Raw genomic sequence first — 15,755 nt, 5'->3', positions numbered from 1 at the left:
TCATGGTAAAGTTCGTAGTATTTTGCACCAAAGTAATTGCCGTAACTGCAGCAGCAGCCTTATTTAGTTCTTGTCATGTAAGAGATATTGAATTCGGATCAGGTATAGACGGTAACGGAAATGTGACAACCCAAAAACGCAACGTTGAAGGTAACTATACAAAAGTAGATGTTAGTCGCGGTTTAAATGTAACATTGGAACAAGCGGACACCTATTTTGTAGAAGTAGAAGCCGATGATAATTTGCAGGAACACATCACTACCAAAGTGGAAAACGGGACTCTTTACATCACTTCAGATGAAAATATTGATGAAGCAACAGCTAAAAACATTCGCGTTAAACTGCCTTCATTAACGGCACTTGAAACTACAAGTGGCTCATCAGTTTCAACAAAGAATACCTTTAACGGAACCGATATTGATATAAAATCCAGCAGTGGTAGCGAAGCCAATTTGAGCTTAGAATATGAAACAATAAAATGTAAAAGTTCTAGCGGAAGTAGTATCGCTGTTAATGGAAAAGCATTACAATTAAATACTAAATCTTCCAGCGGAAGTGAAATTAATGCTCGAGGTTTATTGGTTAATGATGTCGTTTCAGAATCATCAAGCGGCAGTTCAACAGATGTAAACCCAATAGTAAGTTTAAACGCCAAAGCATCAAGCGGAAGCTCAATCGATTATCACGGTTCTCCCAAAACGGTAAGTAAAGAAGAAAGTTCCGGCGGAAGTGTTTCCAAAGAATAAGTTAATTAAACATCTCAATGAAAATTGGGATGTTTTTTTTTCTATTTTTGACACTTGAGTATCGTTCTGAATACGAGACGAATTGTACAAAGTAAAACTAACCATTGCCCAACTTTAGATGAAAAAAATAATTACACTAAGCTTCCTACTTCTTACTGTTCTCACCTTTGCGCAAAAGAAAGAAAAAGTAAAAGGTTCCAAAATTGTCAAATTGGAACAAAAACAAGTAGATAACTTTGAGTCGCTTGAAGTAGAAGACAATCTGGAAGTATTTTTAATTAAAGGAAATGAATGTGGCATCGAAATAGAAGCAGATGACAACTTAATAGGATTTGTCGAGTACAAGCTGACAGGTAAAAACCTCAGAATTTCAACATCCAAAGATATATCGAGCTATAAAAAACTAAGCGTTCGTGTTACCTATACAGACAAATTTAATTTGGTCAGCGCCAAAGACGAAACTAATGTAACTGCTTTATCCGATGTCGTTTTAGACAACATAACCTTTAAGAGTTATGATTATGCCAAATTGTTTCTAAACGCAAAAACCAAAAACTTTACTTTAATGGCAAACGACAGATCAAAAGTAGAACTCAATTTAAAATCTGAAAAAACTGCCATTGACCTGAGTAAAAGTGCTTATGTAAAAGCGCTTATTTCTTCCGGTGAAATGAAATTTGATATGTACCAAAAAGCATCAGCCGAAGTCGAAGGCGATGTATTAGATTTAAAACTTCGATTAGACAACAACACCGATTTCATAGGTAAAAAACTAACCGCAAAAAACGCTTTAGTAGAAGTTAGTGGTTATGCCAACAGTAGCATTGGCATAAGTAACATTGCTACTATCGATGCTTCAGGAAATAGTGAAATTGCTTTGTATGGTGAACCTGTCAAAATTGAAATCAAACACTTAGTAGATAGTGCCGTTCTCAGAAAAAAACCAACAACAAAATAAAAAAATCCCGTCTCAAAAAGACGGGATTTTTAATAACTATAATACTTAAATTAAAATTCAACCTAATAAGTCAAATTCATAATTCATAATTCATAATTCATAATTCATAATTACTCCAAAGAAGCCAAATAACGTTCCGCATCCAAAGCTGCCATACAACCGGTTCCTGCAGCAGTTACCGCTTGTCGATATACATGATCTGCAGCATCGCCACCAACAAAAACACCTTTCACATTGGTTTTAGAAGTGCCCGGTTCATTAATGATATAACCTGTTTCATCCAAATTTAAATAATCTGCAAAAATATCCGTGTTAGGTTTGTGACCAATAGCTACAAAGAAACCTGTTGCCGGAATCTCTATGATTTCTCCTGTAGTTTTATTTTTAGCTGTTACTGCAGTAACCACTTGCCCATCACCCAATACTTCAACAGTATCATGGTTCATCAATATGGTAATATTCTCCGTTTTGCGAACACGCTCTTCCATGATTTTAGAAGCTCTGAATTTCTCACTTCTAACCAACATCGTAACTTTTTTACAAAGCTTTGATAAGTAATGTGCTTCTTCACAAGCCGAATCTCCTGCTCCAACAATCACAACTTCCTGATTTCTATAAAAGAAACCATCACAAACCGCACAGGCAGAAACGCCACCACCCATATTCAAATAATGTTGCTCCGAAGGCAATCCCAAATACTTAGCCGATGCACCGGTAGAAATAATCACGGTTTCAGCATGAATTTCCTTAGTATCGTTAATCCAAACTTTATGAATGCTTCCCGAAAAATCAACTTTGGTTGCCCAACCGTCTCGAACATCTGTACCAAAACGTTGCGCCTGTGCTTGTAGCTGCACCATCATTTCCGGACCGGTAACACCATCAGGATAACCCGGGAAATTTTCTACTTCATTCGTCGTAGTTAATTGCCCACCTGGCTGCGTTCCTTGGTACAAAACCGGATTCATATTAGCTCTGGCAGCATATATAGCTGCGGTATAACCCGCTGGTCCCGAACCTATAATTAAGCATTTTATTTTTTCAATTGTATCTGACATGATTTGAATTTATTTGGTTGCAAATGTAAACTTTTCAATGTAAAATAAATTCAGAAACCAATCGCTAAACGCAATTTGTGAATAAGATTTGATTATTGTTGAAAACGCAATTTAGGAGCACAGCATTTTCTTATTTCAGGATGTCCAGTCCCGCTGTCCGCGCTACATGGTAGCTCGCTCCCATCGGGGCTAGCGATAACGTTTTGTTTTCAGAAGACAATTAGAAAAGCATTGTCACACTGAGCTTGTCGAAGTGACGTCCAATAATTAGTATAGTTTAAAAGCAGGATTGTTACGTGATCCTGAATATAGGCTCTATCACTAGTAAATCCATTCGTGCTTTCAGCGCGATGTATTTTTTATTTAGAAAAAAAGCTCAAGCAAGCTTGGCTATTTTTTCTAAATAAAAAATCCTTTCTGCAATTGCAGAAAGGATTTACCGGTCGGGGTGGCAGGATTCGAACCTGCGGCCTCCTGCTCCCAAAGCAGGCGCGATAACCGGGCTACGCTACACCCCGAAAGCGAGTGCAAATATAGAATTATTAATTAGGATACAAAAGATTTTTATTTTTTTTCGCATACATATATTACATCAACTTAATCACTTTCTCTTTTCTACTACCTAATTTCTCTATTTTCTTTTATCTATTTTCTTTTATCTATTTTCTTTTCTCTAAAAACTTCCGATATAATTTCTATTTTTGTTGAAACTAAAAACAACTCAACTAAATATGCTGATTATAGGAATTGCTGGCGGTACCGGAAGTGGAAAAACAACTGTTGTCCAACAGATTATTAATGAATTACCGGAAGCCGAAGTGGGCGTAATCTCTCAAGACTCTTATTACAGGGTGAATGATAATCTGAGTTTTGAAGAAAGAGGTCTCATCAATTTTGACCATCCACGTGCCATTGATTTCGAATTGTTAGTCCAACATCTTACCGCATTAAAAAAAGGTGAGATTATAGAACAGCCTGTCTATTCCTTTGTAACACACAACCGTACCGAGGATACAGTCATAACACATCCACGAAAAGTAATGATTGTGGAAGGAATTTTAATTTTGGCAAACCCGGAACTTCGAGATATGTTTGATGTCAAAATATTTGTCCATGCCGATTCTGATGAACGTTTGATTCGTCGTTTAAAAAGAGATATTGCCGAGCGCGGTCGCGATATGGAAGAAGTTTTGAATCGCTATCAAACGACTTTAAAACCAATGCACCAACAATTTATTGAACCTACCAAAGCCTTTGCCGATATTATCATTCCAAATGATAAATACAATACCGTGGCTATCGATGTGGTAAGAGCCGTTATCAACCAAAGAATTACCTAAAATGAGCTTCTTTAAAAATCTAACTAATGCCTATCCTATCCTGAAAGTCCTCGGGAACAGATACGTTATTGTGTTAGTTTTTTTTACCGTTTGGATGTTATTTCTGGACAACACTTCCTATATGGAACACCGAGTTCTAAACAAACAACTAGACGAACTCGAAGACAATAAAAAATACTATCAGGACGAAATCAGAAAAGATAGCGAGAATATTAAACAACTGAAAAATCCTGACCAGATAGAAAAATACGCCCGAGAAAAATACTATATGAAACGCGACAGCGAAGATATCTATATCATCGAATTTGAAGGCGATTCTATCAAGGACGAAAAAACAGATTCAAAATCTCTATAAGTATGTCTGAAAATTTATTTGATGCTTTCGAACCCGTTTCTTCCAAACAATGGAAGCAGCAAATTCAGTATGAACTAAAAGGTGCCGATTATAACGATACTTTAGTTTGGGAGAGTCTGGAAGGCATCAAAGTAAGACCGTTTTATCATGAAGATGAATCGGAAATTAAGTATTCATCAACAATAAATTCTGAACCTTTTAAAGTACTTCAGAATATCTTTGTTCATGATGTTGCACTATCCAACAAAAGAGCTTTAGATAGTTTAAATCGTGGCGCAGAAAGTATTCGTTTTACTGTTGAAAATGAGAATGTTGCGATAGATAACTTAATGCAAAATCTACCTTTAGAAAACGTTGCTTATTTTTTTTATTTGCCTTTTCTTTCAATCGATTTCGTAACTAAAATCAATGACTTTGCTGTTAAAAATAACGCAAAGTGTTCCATTCAAATTGACCCAATCGGTCAACTGAGCAGAGATGGAAACTGGTTCGAAAATTTAGACAAAGACTTCGAAAAACTGATTGCAATTAGTGCTAAAACCACTACTCCTTTTATTGCTGTACAATCGGGCATTTACCAAAACGCCGGAGCGAATATGGTACAACAGTTAGCCTATACTTTGGCACATGTCAACGAATATTTCAACCGAATTAAAAGTATAAATCAACCCATAACTATTGAAGTTGCTGTTGGTACCAATTACTTTTTCGAAATAGCAAAATTGAGAGCATTGCGTTTATTGTTCAACACTTTAGCTGCCGAATACGATCACACTTTTGATTGCCACATAGTTGTTACACCAACAAAACGCAACAAAACTTTATACGATTACAACGTAAACATGCTACGCACCACAACCGAATGTATGTCTGCAATTTTAGGCGGAGCCAATAGCATTGCCAATCTGCCTTATGATGCATTGTATCACAAAGACAACGAATTTGGAGATAGAATTGCGCGTAACCAATTATTGGTCTTAAAGTACGAAAGCTATTTTGATAAAGTCAGCAATCCGGCTGATGGTGCTTATTATATCGAAACCTTGACCGAACAACTAGCCGAAAAAGCCTTACTGCTTTTCAAAGAAATAGAAGAAAAAGGTGGTTTCATTACCCAACTCATCGAAGGCAGCATCCAAAAGAAAATCAGCGAAAGCGCTGCCAAAGAGCAGGTACTTTTTGATACAGGAAAAGAAGTTTTATTGGGCACCAACAAATACCCAAACAAAAATGACAAAATGAAACACGATTTGGAACTATATCCATTCGTAAAACAAAATCCACGTAAAACGTTAATCACACCAATTATCGAAAAGCGTTTAGCCGAAAAATTAGAGCAGGAACGTTTAGCTCAGGAAGAATAATGAGAAAGAACATCCAACATATAAAATTAGGGATAAGGGATAAGGGAAAAGTTGATGCCAACAACCAACAACCAACAACTGACAACTTTCTCACCGCCGAAGGAATTGGAGTCAAGTCGTCATACACACATGCTGATATTGAAGACTTAGAACACATCGGTTTCGGAGCAGGCTTCGCCCCTAACCTTCGTGGTCCTTATGCTACGATGTATGTGCGTCGCCCTTGGACAATCCGTCAATATGCTGGTTTCTCTACTGCCGAAGAAAGCAATGCTTTTTACAGAAGAAATTTAGCAGCAGGTCAAAAAGGTTTATCAGTGGCTTTTGATTTAGCCACGCATCGCGGTTATGATTCCGACCATGAAAGAGTTGTTGGTGATGTGGGTAAAGCCGGAGTTGCGATTGACAGTGTTGAAGACATGAAAATCTTATTCGACCAGATTCCGTTGGATGAAATGTCGGTTTCGATGACGATGAACGGAGCTGTTTTACCAATCATGGCTTTCTACATAGTCGCTGCCGAAGAACAAGGTGTTGTTGCCGAACTGCTTTCGGGAACCATCCAAAATGACATACTAAAAGAGTTTATGGTTCGTAATACCTATATCTATCCACCAACACCATCGATGAAAATCATTGCCGATATTTTTGAATACACCAGCAAAAAAATGCCAAAGTTCAACTCGATATCAATTTCAGGTTATCACATGCAGGAAGCCGGTGCCACTGCCGATATTGAATTGGCCTACACTTTAGCTGATGGTTTAGAATACATCCGAACCGGTATAGCTGCAGGAATGAAAATCGATGAGTTCGCTCCACGCCTTTCGTTCTTTTGGGCGATTGGAATGAATCATTTTATGGAAATTGCCAAGATGAGAGCAGCTCGTATGCTTTGGGCAAAACTCTTAAAACAATTCAATCCAAAAGATGAAAAGTCTTTAGCGTTGCGTACACACTGCCAAACTTCGGGCTGGAGTCTAACCGAACAAGACCCGTTTAATAATGTAGCCCGAACAACTATCGAAGCGGCAGCCGCTGCCTTTGGCGGAACGCAATCCTTACACACCAATGCCTTAGACGAAGCCATTGCCTTACCAACCGATTTCTCCGCACGTATTGCACGAAACACTCAGATATTCCTGCAGGAAGAAACCAAAATCTGCAAAACCGTCGACCCTTGGGCAGGCAGTTATTATGTAGAAAAACTAACCGCCGAAATCACCGAAAAAGCCTGGGCGTTGATTGAAGAAGTAGAATCCTTAGGCGGAATGACCAAAGCTATAGAAGCCGGGATTCCGAAACTTCGTATCGAGGAAGCCGCAGCACGCAAGCAGGCACGTATCGACAGCAGTCAGGATATTATTGTAGGTGTAAATAAATACCGTTTAGATAAAGAAGATCCGTTGCATATTTTAGATGTGGATAACCAAATGGTGCGCAGGCAACAAATTGAGCGATTAGAAAGTATTAAGGCAACCCGTGATACCGAAAAGGTAAATACCTGTTTAGCAAAATTAACGGACTGTGCTAAGGCATGGGCAGAAAATACAACAGATCCTGATATGCATCAGGATAAAAATTTATTATCTTTAGCCGTAGAAGCTGCCCGAAACAGAGCCACATTAGGAGAAATCAGTGATGCACTCGAAACAGTTTTTGGCAGGTATAAAGCACAAATCAGATCATTCAGCGGCGTGTACAGCAAAGAAATAAAAAACGACGAAAGCTTTGAAAAAGCAAAACAATTAGCCGACGCTTTCGCTAAGAAAGAAGGACGTCGCCCGCGTATTATGATTGCTAAAATGGGACAAGACGGTCACGACCGCGGTGCCAAAGTAGTAGCAACAGGTTATGCCGATGTGGGCTTTGATGTAGATATCGGTCCCCTATTCCAAACACCACAGGAAGCCGCTAAACAAGCGGTTGAAAATGACGTACACATACTCGGAGTTTCCTCACTCGCTGCCGGACATAAAACATTAGTTCCACAAGTTATCGAAGAACTCAAAAAATACGGTCGCGAAGACATTATGGTCATCGTAGGCGGAGTAATCCCTGCACAGGACTACCAATTCCTTTTTGATGCCGGAGCTGTTGCGGTCTTTGGACCAGGAACTAAGATTAGCGAAGCAGCTATAAATATTTTGGAGGTTTTGTTGGAGGATTAAAATCTTTCATAAAAGATGAAAATCCAATCCTTCCCTTCCATCTCCGATACCAATGCAAAAATCCTAATTCTTGGAACGATGCCAGGAGCACAATCATTGGCATTAAATGAATATTATGGCAATCGCCGAAATCATTTTTGGCAACTGTTGTTTACTATCTTTAACGAACCTTACACTATCGATTATCCGGAAAAGAAAAACCTCATACTAAAAAATCATATCGCCTTGTGGGATGTGTTGCAGGATTGTGTTCGCGAAGGCAGCCTCGATAGTGCCATACTACAGGAAGTTCCCAATGACTTTAACGATTTTCTAAAAGCCCATCCGAATATTACCCATATCTTTTTTAATGGACAACAGGCAGCCAAGTTTTTTAAAAAGTATGTTGCTATTGACACTAATTATACTTTAGTGACTTTACCTTCAACCAGCCCTGCGAATGCAGGAATTTCGTTTGAAGGAAAATTGACTGCGTGGAGACAAATCTTGAGATAACTCATAAGGTTTAAATAAGTACACAAAAAGTGTAACTCTGTTTAAAATTTCATTGCTATTTTCGCTAGACCTGACAGGTTTAAAAATCCCGTAGGGACGATATATTGTTAAATATACAATCATAATATTTTATAAGCCATATAGATTATATCATCCCTAAAGGGATTTTTCTATACACCAGTTTTGCTCTCTTATTTTATTAGCCATAATTGTTGCCAATACGGTGGATAAAATGTCGAGGCTGCGTGGACAATATGTTCAGGCTGCGTCGACAAAGTGTCGAAGCCTTATCAATAAAATGTCGAAGCCTTATCAATAAAATGTCGAAGCCTTGTCGACAAAATGTTAAAGCCTTATCAACAAAAACCTGAGGCTGCCTCGAGAGACGCAGGAGCTATTGGAGGTTTAGTACCCAGCATCAATGTAAGCGGTGCGGCGAGTAGTATTTTTGAGGTTCTGGTTCAAGAGTAAAACATTCTCGACAATCTTGTCATGCTGACGAAGGAAGCATCTCATCATCTTTTATGATAACAAGCACTCACTTTTTAATGGGTATTTTTTTTATAAAATAAGTTAACACAGAATGTTGAAAAAAGAGGTAAAGAATTAGTTATCACCTCTATTTTATTAATACAAAATTCACGAACTTGCAACTCAACAAATTGCTACTTATTATAAAATGAAAGAGAAAATATCAATAGATGAGTTTGATGATAAAAAATTCAATGCACGTTTTGCAGATGAAAATGACAACCGTAAGGCTGTAATAACTCATTATTTGCATAATTATCATAATGGTGTTAAAGACTATTTCCAAGAGGAAGCAACTGAATATATAAAACAAATTGTCGATTATAAAAACGAGGAAGAAAAACTCAATGTAGTTGAGGAAGACGCACTACAACAATTACTGTTTGAAGTAGAAGATGTTCCTTTCCGGACACCGGAAAATTATTCTTTTCAATTTATTGACTTATTCGCAGGAATTGGTGGATTCAGATTGGCGATGCAAAATCTTGGAGGCAAATGTGTTTTCACTAGTGAATGGGATAAAAGCGCTCAAAAAACATACAGAGCTAACTTTGGAGAAGTTCCCTTTGGCGATATCACTAAGAAAGCAACAAAAAACCAAATTCCAAAAGGATTTGATGTTCTTTGTGCAGGTTTCCCATGTCAGGCTTTTTCTATTGCGGGTAAACGAGGTGGATTTGAAGATACAAGAGGCACACTGTTTTTTGATGTCGCTGAAATAATAAAAGAAAAGCAACCGAAAGCTATTTTCCTTGAAAATGTAAAAGGATTGAGAAATCATGACCAAGGGAGAACGTTAGCTACCATACTAAACGTTTTAAGAAATGATTTAGGATATTATGTACCTGAACCACAAATTATTAATGCTAAAGATTATGGAGTTCCTCAAAACAGAGAGCGCATTTATATTGTTGGATTCAGAAATGATTTGGGAATAAATGAATTTGAATATCCTGAACCTACCAATCAAAATGTAGTTTTAGAAGATATTTTAGAACAAAATGAAGTTTCTGTTAAATACTATTTATCCAATCAATATTTAAGTACACTTAAAGCTCACAAGTCTCGACATGAAGGAAAAGGAAATGGTTTCGGATATCAAATCATCCCTAATGATGGAATTTCAAATGCAATAGTTTGTGGTGGTATGGGTAGAGAAAGAAATTTGGTTTATGATGACAGATTAACAAATTTTAATCCGGTTACTAAGATAAAAGGAGATGTTAATCGTGAAAGTATTCGCAAAATGACTCCAAGAGAATGGGCAAGGCTTCAAGGATTTCCAGATAATTATATAATTCCTGTTGCTGATGCCTCAGCCTACAAACAATTTGGTAATTCCGTTGCCGTTCCTGCAATTCAAGCTACTGCAGAAAAAATAATCAATCTTTTAGATTTATAAATATGCTGACAGGAAACGTTGGAGAATGGAGTGAAATATACACATTACTTAAACTTTTAAGCGATGGACAGTTAACACCTGGTGATGAAAATATCGAAAAAATAAAAGGCGTTTTCTTCCCTATTGTAAAGATTCTAAGAACCGAATCCAATGGCACTTTTGAATATAGTATTGATCAAGATATAGTAATCTCATCAGGAGGTAACGAATTGCTTCGAATACCAATGGCAATATTCAAAGAGAAAGCAACTTTTTTACTCGAAAAAATAAAAGCCAATACGGACCGAACTTTTCCTGTTCCCGAAATAGAAGCTTTCATGCTTGATATTAAATGTATTTCCTTGAAAGCAGGTTCAGGAGTCAAAAGCGATATCAATATTGTTATACATGATTTAAGAACTAATCAAATGCCATTACTTGGATTTAGTATTAAGTCTCAGATTGGAAACCCATCAACGCTCTTAAACGCAGGTAAAACAACTAATTTTGTCTACAAGATTGAGGGAGTAAATTTGACAGATGAGGAAATCAACTCAATCAATTCGATAGATAGCAAAAATAAAATCAGAGACAGAATTGTTGCCGTTCTGAATAAAGGTGGACAATTCAGTTTCGCAGGAACAGAACAGAAAATATTTTCCAATAACCTGACACTAATAGACAGTCTTCTACCGAAAATAGTAAGTGATATTACTTTTGCTTTCTATACCGAAAAAGACTCAACAGTGAAAAGTTTGGTTGATAACATTCAAGCTAAAAACCCTTTGGGGTTTGATACTTCAAATGACCACAAATTCTATAGTTACAAAATAAAAAGATTCCTAACTGATATTGCTTTAGGTATGATGCCTTCTAAAGTATGGACTGGCGAATATGATGCTACCGGAGGCTATTTGATTGTTAAAGAAGATGGAGAAGTGCTGTGTTATCACATTTACAACAAAAACGAGTTTGAAAATTACCTTTTAAACAACACCAAATTAGACACTGCAAGTAGCACCCGTCATGAGTTTGGAACTGTGTATAAAATAAATAACGAATTATTCTTTAAACTGAACTTACAAATACGATTTATAAAATGAGCGATGAATTAAAATTTAGGATAAGTTCAGGACTTAAAAATATTATAGGCCGTGACTTAATTACCGACGAATACATTGCTGTATTTGAGTTGGTAAAAAACTCCTTTGATGCTCATGCAACTGAAGTTGAAATCATATTTGAAAATATTTTTTCAGAAAACGGAAAAATTATCATTATGGACAATGGTAAAGGAATGAACTATGATGACTTGATAAATAAATGGCTATTCGTAGCATATTCTGCAAAAAAAGACGGCACTGAGGATTTAGATTATAGAGATAAAATTAACTCCCGCTTTTATTATGCTGGAGCTAAAGGCATCGGAAGATTTTCATGTGACAAATTAGGTACTAACCTTAGGTTAATCTCGAAAAAAGATGGAACCAATTCTAAAATTGAAGAGATAAAGGTTGACTGGACAAAATTTGAGGAGAATGCTAAAGCTGAATTTGTAAATATATCAGTTGATCATCAGGTCCTAGAAATCAACCCTTCAAAATTTAAAACTGGAACCTATCTTGAAATTACCGGATTAAGACCAGATGCAAATTGGGGTGGGAATAAAATAATTAAGCTAAAGCATTCTTTATCTAAACTAATAAACCCTTTTGAAGCAGACAACAATAGAAATTTTAACATCAATGTTGTCGCTGAAGAGTTTAAAAGATATGATGAAGGATTAGCTAACCCATATTGGAGAATAAATGGTTATGTAGTAAATAATCTTTTATCAGTTTTAAAAAACAAAACTATTCATATCAAGTCTGAAATATCAGCTGATGGTCATACTATCTCAACCGAATTTTCAAAAGATGGGGAATCATTATATAAAATAGTAGAACGTAATATTGAGTATAGAAGATTGTCTTCTATACTTATTGAATTATATTATTTAGACAAGAGGGCAAGATATAATTTTACAAGAGCAATGGGTATCAGGGCTCATGATTATGGGTCTGTATTTCTTTATAAAAACAACATTCGTATCTATCCTTATGGAGAACCTGGAGAAAATTCTTTCTCCCTCGACACCAGACAACAAAAAAGAATTGGTCAGTATGTTGGTACGAGGGAATTAATTGGTAGAGTAGAAATTTCAGGAGATAATGAAGAATTCAAAGAAACTACCAGTCGAGGAGACGGCTTGGTTAAAAATGAAAGTTACTTCCAATTAGAGTCTTATTTAATTAACTCTGTTATTTCTAAACTTGAAAACTATGTAATGAAGTTTTTGAAATATGGTATTGAGTTCAAAAGATTCGAAGGATATAATGATAACCTTGAAGGTATTATAAATTATATCTCTGGCGTCCAAAACAGCAATGTAATTTCAATTGATTTTAATTCAAACTTATTAGAGATAATCGGTTTAAATCAGGAAGAAAATAAAAGTGCGTTTGCAGTATTAAATTCAATTGAAAATATAGCTCGTAATTCAGGAAATAATGAGTTATTAGAAAATGTTCAAAGCATTAAACAGAGATTAGAAGACGCTTTAACTACAGCTCAAATAGCTGAAGAGGAAATAAGGGAAAAAGATAAAATAATTTCTGAGAGAACCTCCGAAAATTTATTTCTGAAATCTGTGAAATCTCAAGACCTTGATGAAGTAGTTAGTTTTTTGCATCATATAGGAATTGGTTCAAAAAATATAGATAATGAACTAAAATTATTTGTAAAGCAACTTAGAAAAGGAAAAGAAATTGATCGTGATCAATTATTGAAAACTCTTGATTACGTTTTATTAGAAAACAGAAAAATATTAACTATTTCAAAATTTGCTTCAAAAGCAAATTTCAAATTATTCACTTCATCAGTTGAAATTGATGTAATAGAATATATTTCAGAATATATTGAAAATATTTTGGGTCTTGTTTCAAGTCAAAAACCAGTCATCTTAATTTCTAAAATTAAAGGTGAGCGTTTCATTAAAAATGTTAAGCCAATTGAACTTAATATTATTATTGACAATTTAATTAGCAATTCAAGAAGAGCTAAAGCAGAAACTATTGAAATTATTTTCAACACCAAAAAAACTAACCTTGAAATAAGGTTCATTGATGATGGCATAGGTATAAATCGAGAATATTTCGAAAAAGTATTTGAAATCGGTTTCACAACCACTTCAGGATCAGGGATAGGTTTATACCATATTCGAAAAATTTTAGAAGACATGAATGGTTCAATCAAATTAAATTTGAACAATGATAAAAAAACAGAATTTATAATAACAATTTAAAACAAGAACATGGAACTACACAATGTCCTTTGGATAGAAGATGATGAAATCATAGTAGAAGGAATATTAAAAAACTTTAGCGAAGATAAAGAAGAGCGAGGTTACAACATTATGCCGAGTCATTTTATTAGTCAGGAAGAACTCTTAAATGATAAAGACTTTGAGATAAGTAGTATTTCAATGAAAGTTGTTTGTGTAGATAATAATTTACCAGGAGGAGTCAATGGTAACGAAATTATCAAACTAATTAGAAGCTACGATGCAAATAAAATTGTTCCAATAATTTTTTATTCATCAGCTAAAAACGAAAATGAATTAAGAGAATTATTGTTAGAAACAATTGATGATATTTCGAATGTATATTTTTCTCATCAAGACGACCTAGAAGATAGGTTAATTATGCTTTTAGAACAGTAATTATGGACCGCCATACTCCCGAACAACGCTCGAAAAACATGCGTGCTGTAAAAAGCAAAGGAAGTAAAGAAGAAATAACTCTTAGTAAAGCCCTTTGGCACCTAGGTCACCGCTATCGCAAAAACAACAAAACAGTTTACGGCAAACCTGATTTAACTTTCAAAAGACAAAAGATAGCCATATTTATAGACTCTGAATTCTTTCATGGTAAGGATTGGGAAACCAGAAAGAAACCTCAAACCAATGTGGAGTTCTGGGAAAAGAAAATCCTTCGCAATATTGAACGCGATAAAGAAGTAAACGAATTTCTTCAACAATCCGGTTGGCTCGTATTCCGCTTCTGGTCAACCCAAATCCACAAAAACCTCACCGAAGTAATCTCCACCATCGAAACCTCATTAGCCGCCGCGAAAAACAAAACCACAATACAATAACGGGTACATTGGAGAAAATAAAAAGAAATACGTTTGAAATTATGTACTGATTTTGTTTAGAGCATGAAACCCAATCTACCTTTCCTTCCTTACTCTTCTTTTTTTGAAGCCCTCGGAAACTGTAAATAAAGGGATATCAGTAGAAAATACAAATAGTAATTTGGGCATATAAGTCGCTAATTTGTTGAGCTGCATCGCCATTTGTTTGTCAGGAACACTAATAGTAATAAGTTCCCATCCCTTCATAATTGCAAGATTATCCAGACTCTGAGGTATCCCTAACGCTTCAAACAAAACAACCAGCTTACGTTCATTGGCATGATATAGTAATCCATCCAACTCTTCCAACTGTTTAATATAATAAGGGTCTATGATAACTTTTGCCATAATGTGTTTGGTATTAGCTGCAATCTAAATGCATTTTTTGGCAACAATTTTCATACCATTATAACACCATGTCTTGCATAACTATAATAGGATTGATTTAATAAACTGTATCGTTATTTAGGACGGGTACTAGTAATACCTAAGAAGTAGATACGCTGTATATACGTCATATATACTCCATATTTACGTCATATATACGTCATATATACTCCATATTAATGGGTCAGATTGCACTAAATTCATCGATGAACAACATAAAAAAACCGACCAGTGAATAAGTAGTTTAAGCTGGCACTATCTATTTTTATTTCGTTTATGTAATCATCAACAAAACATAAACCCTAAAGTTCAAAATTCTATTCCCAAACCCCATTCGTTTCCCTATTTTTTCCGTACCTTAGTATTCACTAAAACTCCTCGTAATGATTACTCCAAAAAATACCGAGCCTATTATCCTCATCATCGTGACGAGTGTCGTTCTGTATTCTATCATCCGCAGTAAAAAACTTAATTATTTGGGGCATAACTGGAGACATCACATCATTTCCCCTTCCATGAAAGCACTTAAGATGAAGTCAAAAATGGAACGGGAAGTAAAAAGAACCTTGTCGCATTCGTAATTAATAATTCGTAATTACTTCTTCAACCATCCCGCAATACTCATTCGCCTCCCATTCGTAACCAGAACTTCATGTTCGAGCACACTGCTTTTAAAAAAAACGTTTAACCTCAACTAAAAACCAAACATAATTATATAAAACCCTTATATAATAGT

General features: G+C 35.7%; 14 protein-coding genes and 1 tRNA gene. 12 read left to right on the top strand and 3 right to left on the bottom strand.

Features of this window, described 5'->3' with window-relative positions; translation table 11 throughout:
• Window positions 1-2 precede the first annotated feature (2 nt).
• On the top strand, window positions 3-746 hold the full coding sequence (locus L1S35_RS07825) for a head GIN domain-containing protein (protein WP_236398911.1): 744 nt from the start codon (window positions 3-5) through the stop codon (window positions 744-746).
• A 118-nt stretch (window positions 747-864) separates the two neighbouring features.
• The gene (locus tag L1S35_RS07820; protein ID WP_236398908.1) at window positions 865-1,704 is read left to right on the top strand and encodes a GIN domain-containing protein; all 840 of its coding nucleotides are present in this window, start codon (window positions 865-867) and stop codon (window positions 1,702-1,704) included.
• A gap of 110 nt (window positions 1,705-1,814) precedes the next feature.
• Here L1S35_RS07820 and trxB read toward each other — a convergent pair whose 3' ends face one another.
• Together trxB and L1S35_RS07810 are read right to left on the bottom strand one after the other, a co-directional pair.
• The gene (trxB, locus tag L1S35_RS07815) at window positions 1,815-2,762 is read right to left on the bottom strand and encodes a thioredoxin-disulfide reductase (protein ID WP_236398906.1); all 948 of its coding nucleotides are present in this window, start codon (window positions 2,760-2,762) and stop codon (window positions 1,815-1,817) included.
• Between the two features lie 443 nt (window positions 2,763-3,205).
• Window positions 3,206-3,280, bottom strand: a tRNA-Pro gene (locus tag L1S35_RS07810).
• Window positions 3,281-3,493: 213 nt separating this feature from the next.
• Between L1S35_RS07810 and udk the strand changes: the two genes are divergently transcribed.
• The 10 genes from udk (at window position 3,494) to L1S35_RS07760 (ending at window position 14,593) form a co-directional block, all read left to right on the top strand.
• On the top strand, window positions 3,494-4,102 hold the full coding sequence (udk, locus tag L1S35_RS07805; protein WP_236398903.1) for a uridine kinase: 609 nt from the start codon (window positions 3,494-3,496) through the stop codon (window positions 4,100-4,102).
• A 1-nt stretch (window position 4,103) separates the two neighbouring features.
• Entirely contained in the window at window positions 4,104-4,457 is a 354-nt protein-coding gene (locus L1S35_RS07800) for an FtsB family cell division protein (RefSeq protein ID WP_236398899.1), read from the top strand.
• A 2-nt stretch (window positions 4,458-4,459) separates the two neighbouring features.
• On the top strand, window positions 4,460-5,821 hold the full coding sequence (locus L1S35_RS07795) for a methylmalonyl-CoA mutase subunit beta (protein ID WP_236398896.1): 1,362 nt from the start codon (window positions 4,460-4,462) through the stop codon (window positions 5,819-5,821).
• Window positions 5,821-7,992 (top strand): methylmalonyl-CoA mutase, encoded by a 2,172-nt coding sequence (gene scpA / locus L1S35_RS07790; protein WP_236398893.1) that lies wholly within the window; start codon window positions 5,821-5,823, stop codon window positions 7,990-7,992. The genes L1S35_RS07795 and scpA overlap by 1 nt, the downstream gene beginning before the upstream one ends.
• A gap of 15 nt (window positions 7,993-8,007) precedes the next feature.
• Window positions 8,008-8,487 (top strand): DNA-deoxyinosine glycosylase, encoded by a 480-nt coding sequence (locus tag L1S35_RS07785; RefSeq protein ID WP_236398890.1) that lies wholly within the window; start codon window positions 8,008-8,010, stop codon window positions 8,485-8,487.
• Between the two features lie 679 nt (window positions 8,488-9,166).
• A complete protein-coding gene (locus L1S35_RS07780) occupies window positions 9,167-10,420 on the top strand; it encodes a DNA cytosine methyltransferase (protein ID WP_236398887.1) in 1,254 nt (417 codons plus the stop codon).
• 2 nt (window positions 10,421-10,422) lie between these two features.
• Window positions 10,423-11,502 (top strand): HpaII family restriction endonuclease, encoded by a 1,080-nt coding sequence (locus L1S35_RS07775; protein ID WP_236398884.1) that lies wholly within the window; start codon window positions 10,423-10,425, stop codon window positions 11,500-11,502.
• Window positions 11,499-13,742, top strand: a complete 2,244-nt coding sequence (locus L1S35_RS07770) for an ATP-binding protein (RefSeq protein WP_236398880.1) — start codon at window positions 11,499-11,501, stop codon at window positions 13,740-13,742. Before L1S35_RS07775 ends, L1S35_RS07770 begins: the two co-directional genes overlap by 4 nt.
• Window positions 13,743-13,751: 9 nt before the next feature.
• Window positions 13,752-14,159, top strand: coding sequence for a hypothetical protein (locus L1S35_RS07765; protein WP_236398878.1), 408 nt, complete (start codon window positions 13,752-13,754; stop codon window positions 14,157-14,159).
• A gap of 2 nt (window positions 14,160-14,161) precedes the next feature.
• Entirely contained in the window at window positions 14,162-14,593 is a 432-nt protein-coding gene (locus L1S35_RS07760; RefSeq protein ID WP_236398876.1) for a very short patch repair endonuclease, read from the top strand.
• Between the two features lie 75 nt (window positions 14,594-14,668).
• Here the strand turns inward: L1S35_RS07760 and L1S35_RS07755 are convergent, their stop codons facing one another.
• The gene (locus L1S35_RS07755) at window positions 14,669-14,980 is read right to left on the bottom strand and encodes a hypothetical protein (RefSeq protein WP_236398873.1); all 312 of its coding nucleotides are present in this window, start codon (window positions 14,978-14,980) and stop codon (window positions 14,669-14,671) included.
• Window positions 14,981-15,755: the final 775 nt, after the last annotated feature.

It is taken from the genome of Flavobacterium anseongense, from assembly GCF_021608185.1.
Classification (GTDB): Bacteria; Bacteroidota; Bacteroidia; order Flavobacteriales; family Flavobacteriaceae; genus Flavobacterium; species Flavobacterium anseongense.
This window is presented reverse-complemented; position numbering and strand designations above follow the sequence as displayed.

Coding starts and splice junctions, on each gene's coding strand:
- L1S35_RS07825 (WP_236398911.1), top strand. CDS start 3: ATGGTAAAGTTCGTAGTATTTTGCACCAAAGTAATTGCCGTAACTGCA.
- L1S35_RS07820 (WP_236398908.1), top strand. CDS start 865: ATGAAAAAAATAATTACACTAAGCTTCCTACTTCTTACTGTTCTCACC.
- trxB (WP_236398906.1), bottom strand. CDS start 2,762: ATGTCAGATACAATTGAAAAAATAAAATGCTTAATTATAGGTTCGGGA.
- udk (WP_236398903.1), top strand. CDS start 3,494: ATGCTGATTATAGGAATTGCTGGCGGTACCGGAAGTGGAAAAACAACT.
- L1S35_RS07800 (WP_236398899.1), top strand. CDS start 4,104: ATGAGCTTCTTTAAAAATCTAACTAATGCCTATCCTATCCTGAAAGTC.
- L1S35_RS07795 (WP_236398896.1), top strand. CDS start 4,460: ATGTCTGAAAATTTATTTGATGCTTTCGAACCCGTTTCTTCCAAACAA.
- scpA (WP_236398893.1), top strand. CDS start 5,821: ATGAGAAAGAACATCCAACATATAAAATTAGGGATAAGGGATAAGGGA.
- L1S35_RS07785 (WP_236398890.1), top strand. CDS start 8,008: ATGAAAATCCAATCCTTCCCTTCCATCTCCGATACCAATGCAAAAATC.
- L1S35_RS07780 (WP_236398887.1), top strand. CDS start 9,167: ATGAAAGAGAAAATATCAATAGATGAGTTTGATGATAAAAAATTCAAT.
- L1S35_RS07775 (WP_236398884.1), top strand. CDS start 10,423: ATGCTGACAGGAAACGTTGGAGAATGGAGTGAAATATACACATTACTT.
- L1S35_RS07770 (WP_236398880.1), top strand. CDS start 11,499: ATGAGCGATGAATTAAAATTTAGGATAAGTTCAGGACTTAAAAATATT.
- L1S35_RS07765 (WP_236398878.1), top strand. CDS start 13,752: ATGGAACTACACAATGTCCTTTGGATAGAAGATGATGAAATCATAGTA.
- L1S35_RS07760 (WP_236398876.1), top strand. CDS start 14,162: ATGGACCGCCATACTCCCGAACAACGCTCGAAAAACATGCGTGCTGTA.
- L1S35_RS07755 (WP_236398873.1), bottom strand. CDS start 14,980: ATGGCAAAAGTTATCATAGACCCTTATTATATTAAACAGTTGGAAGAG.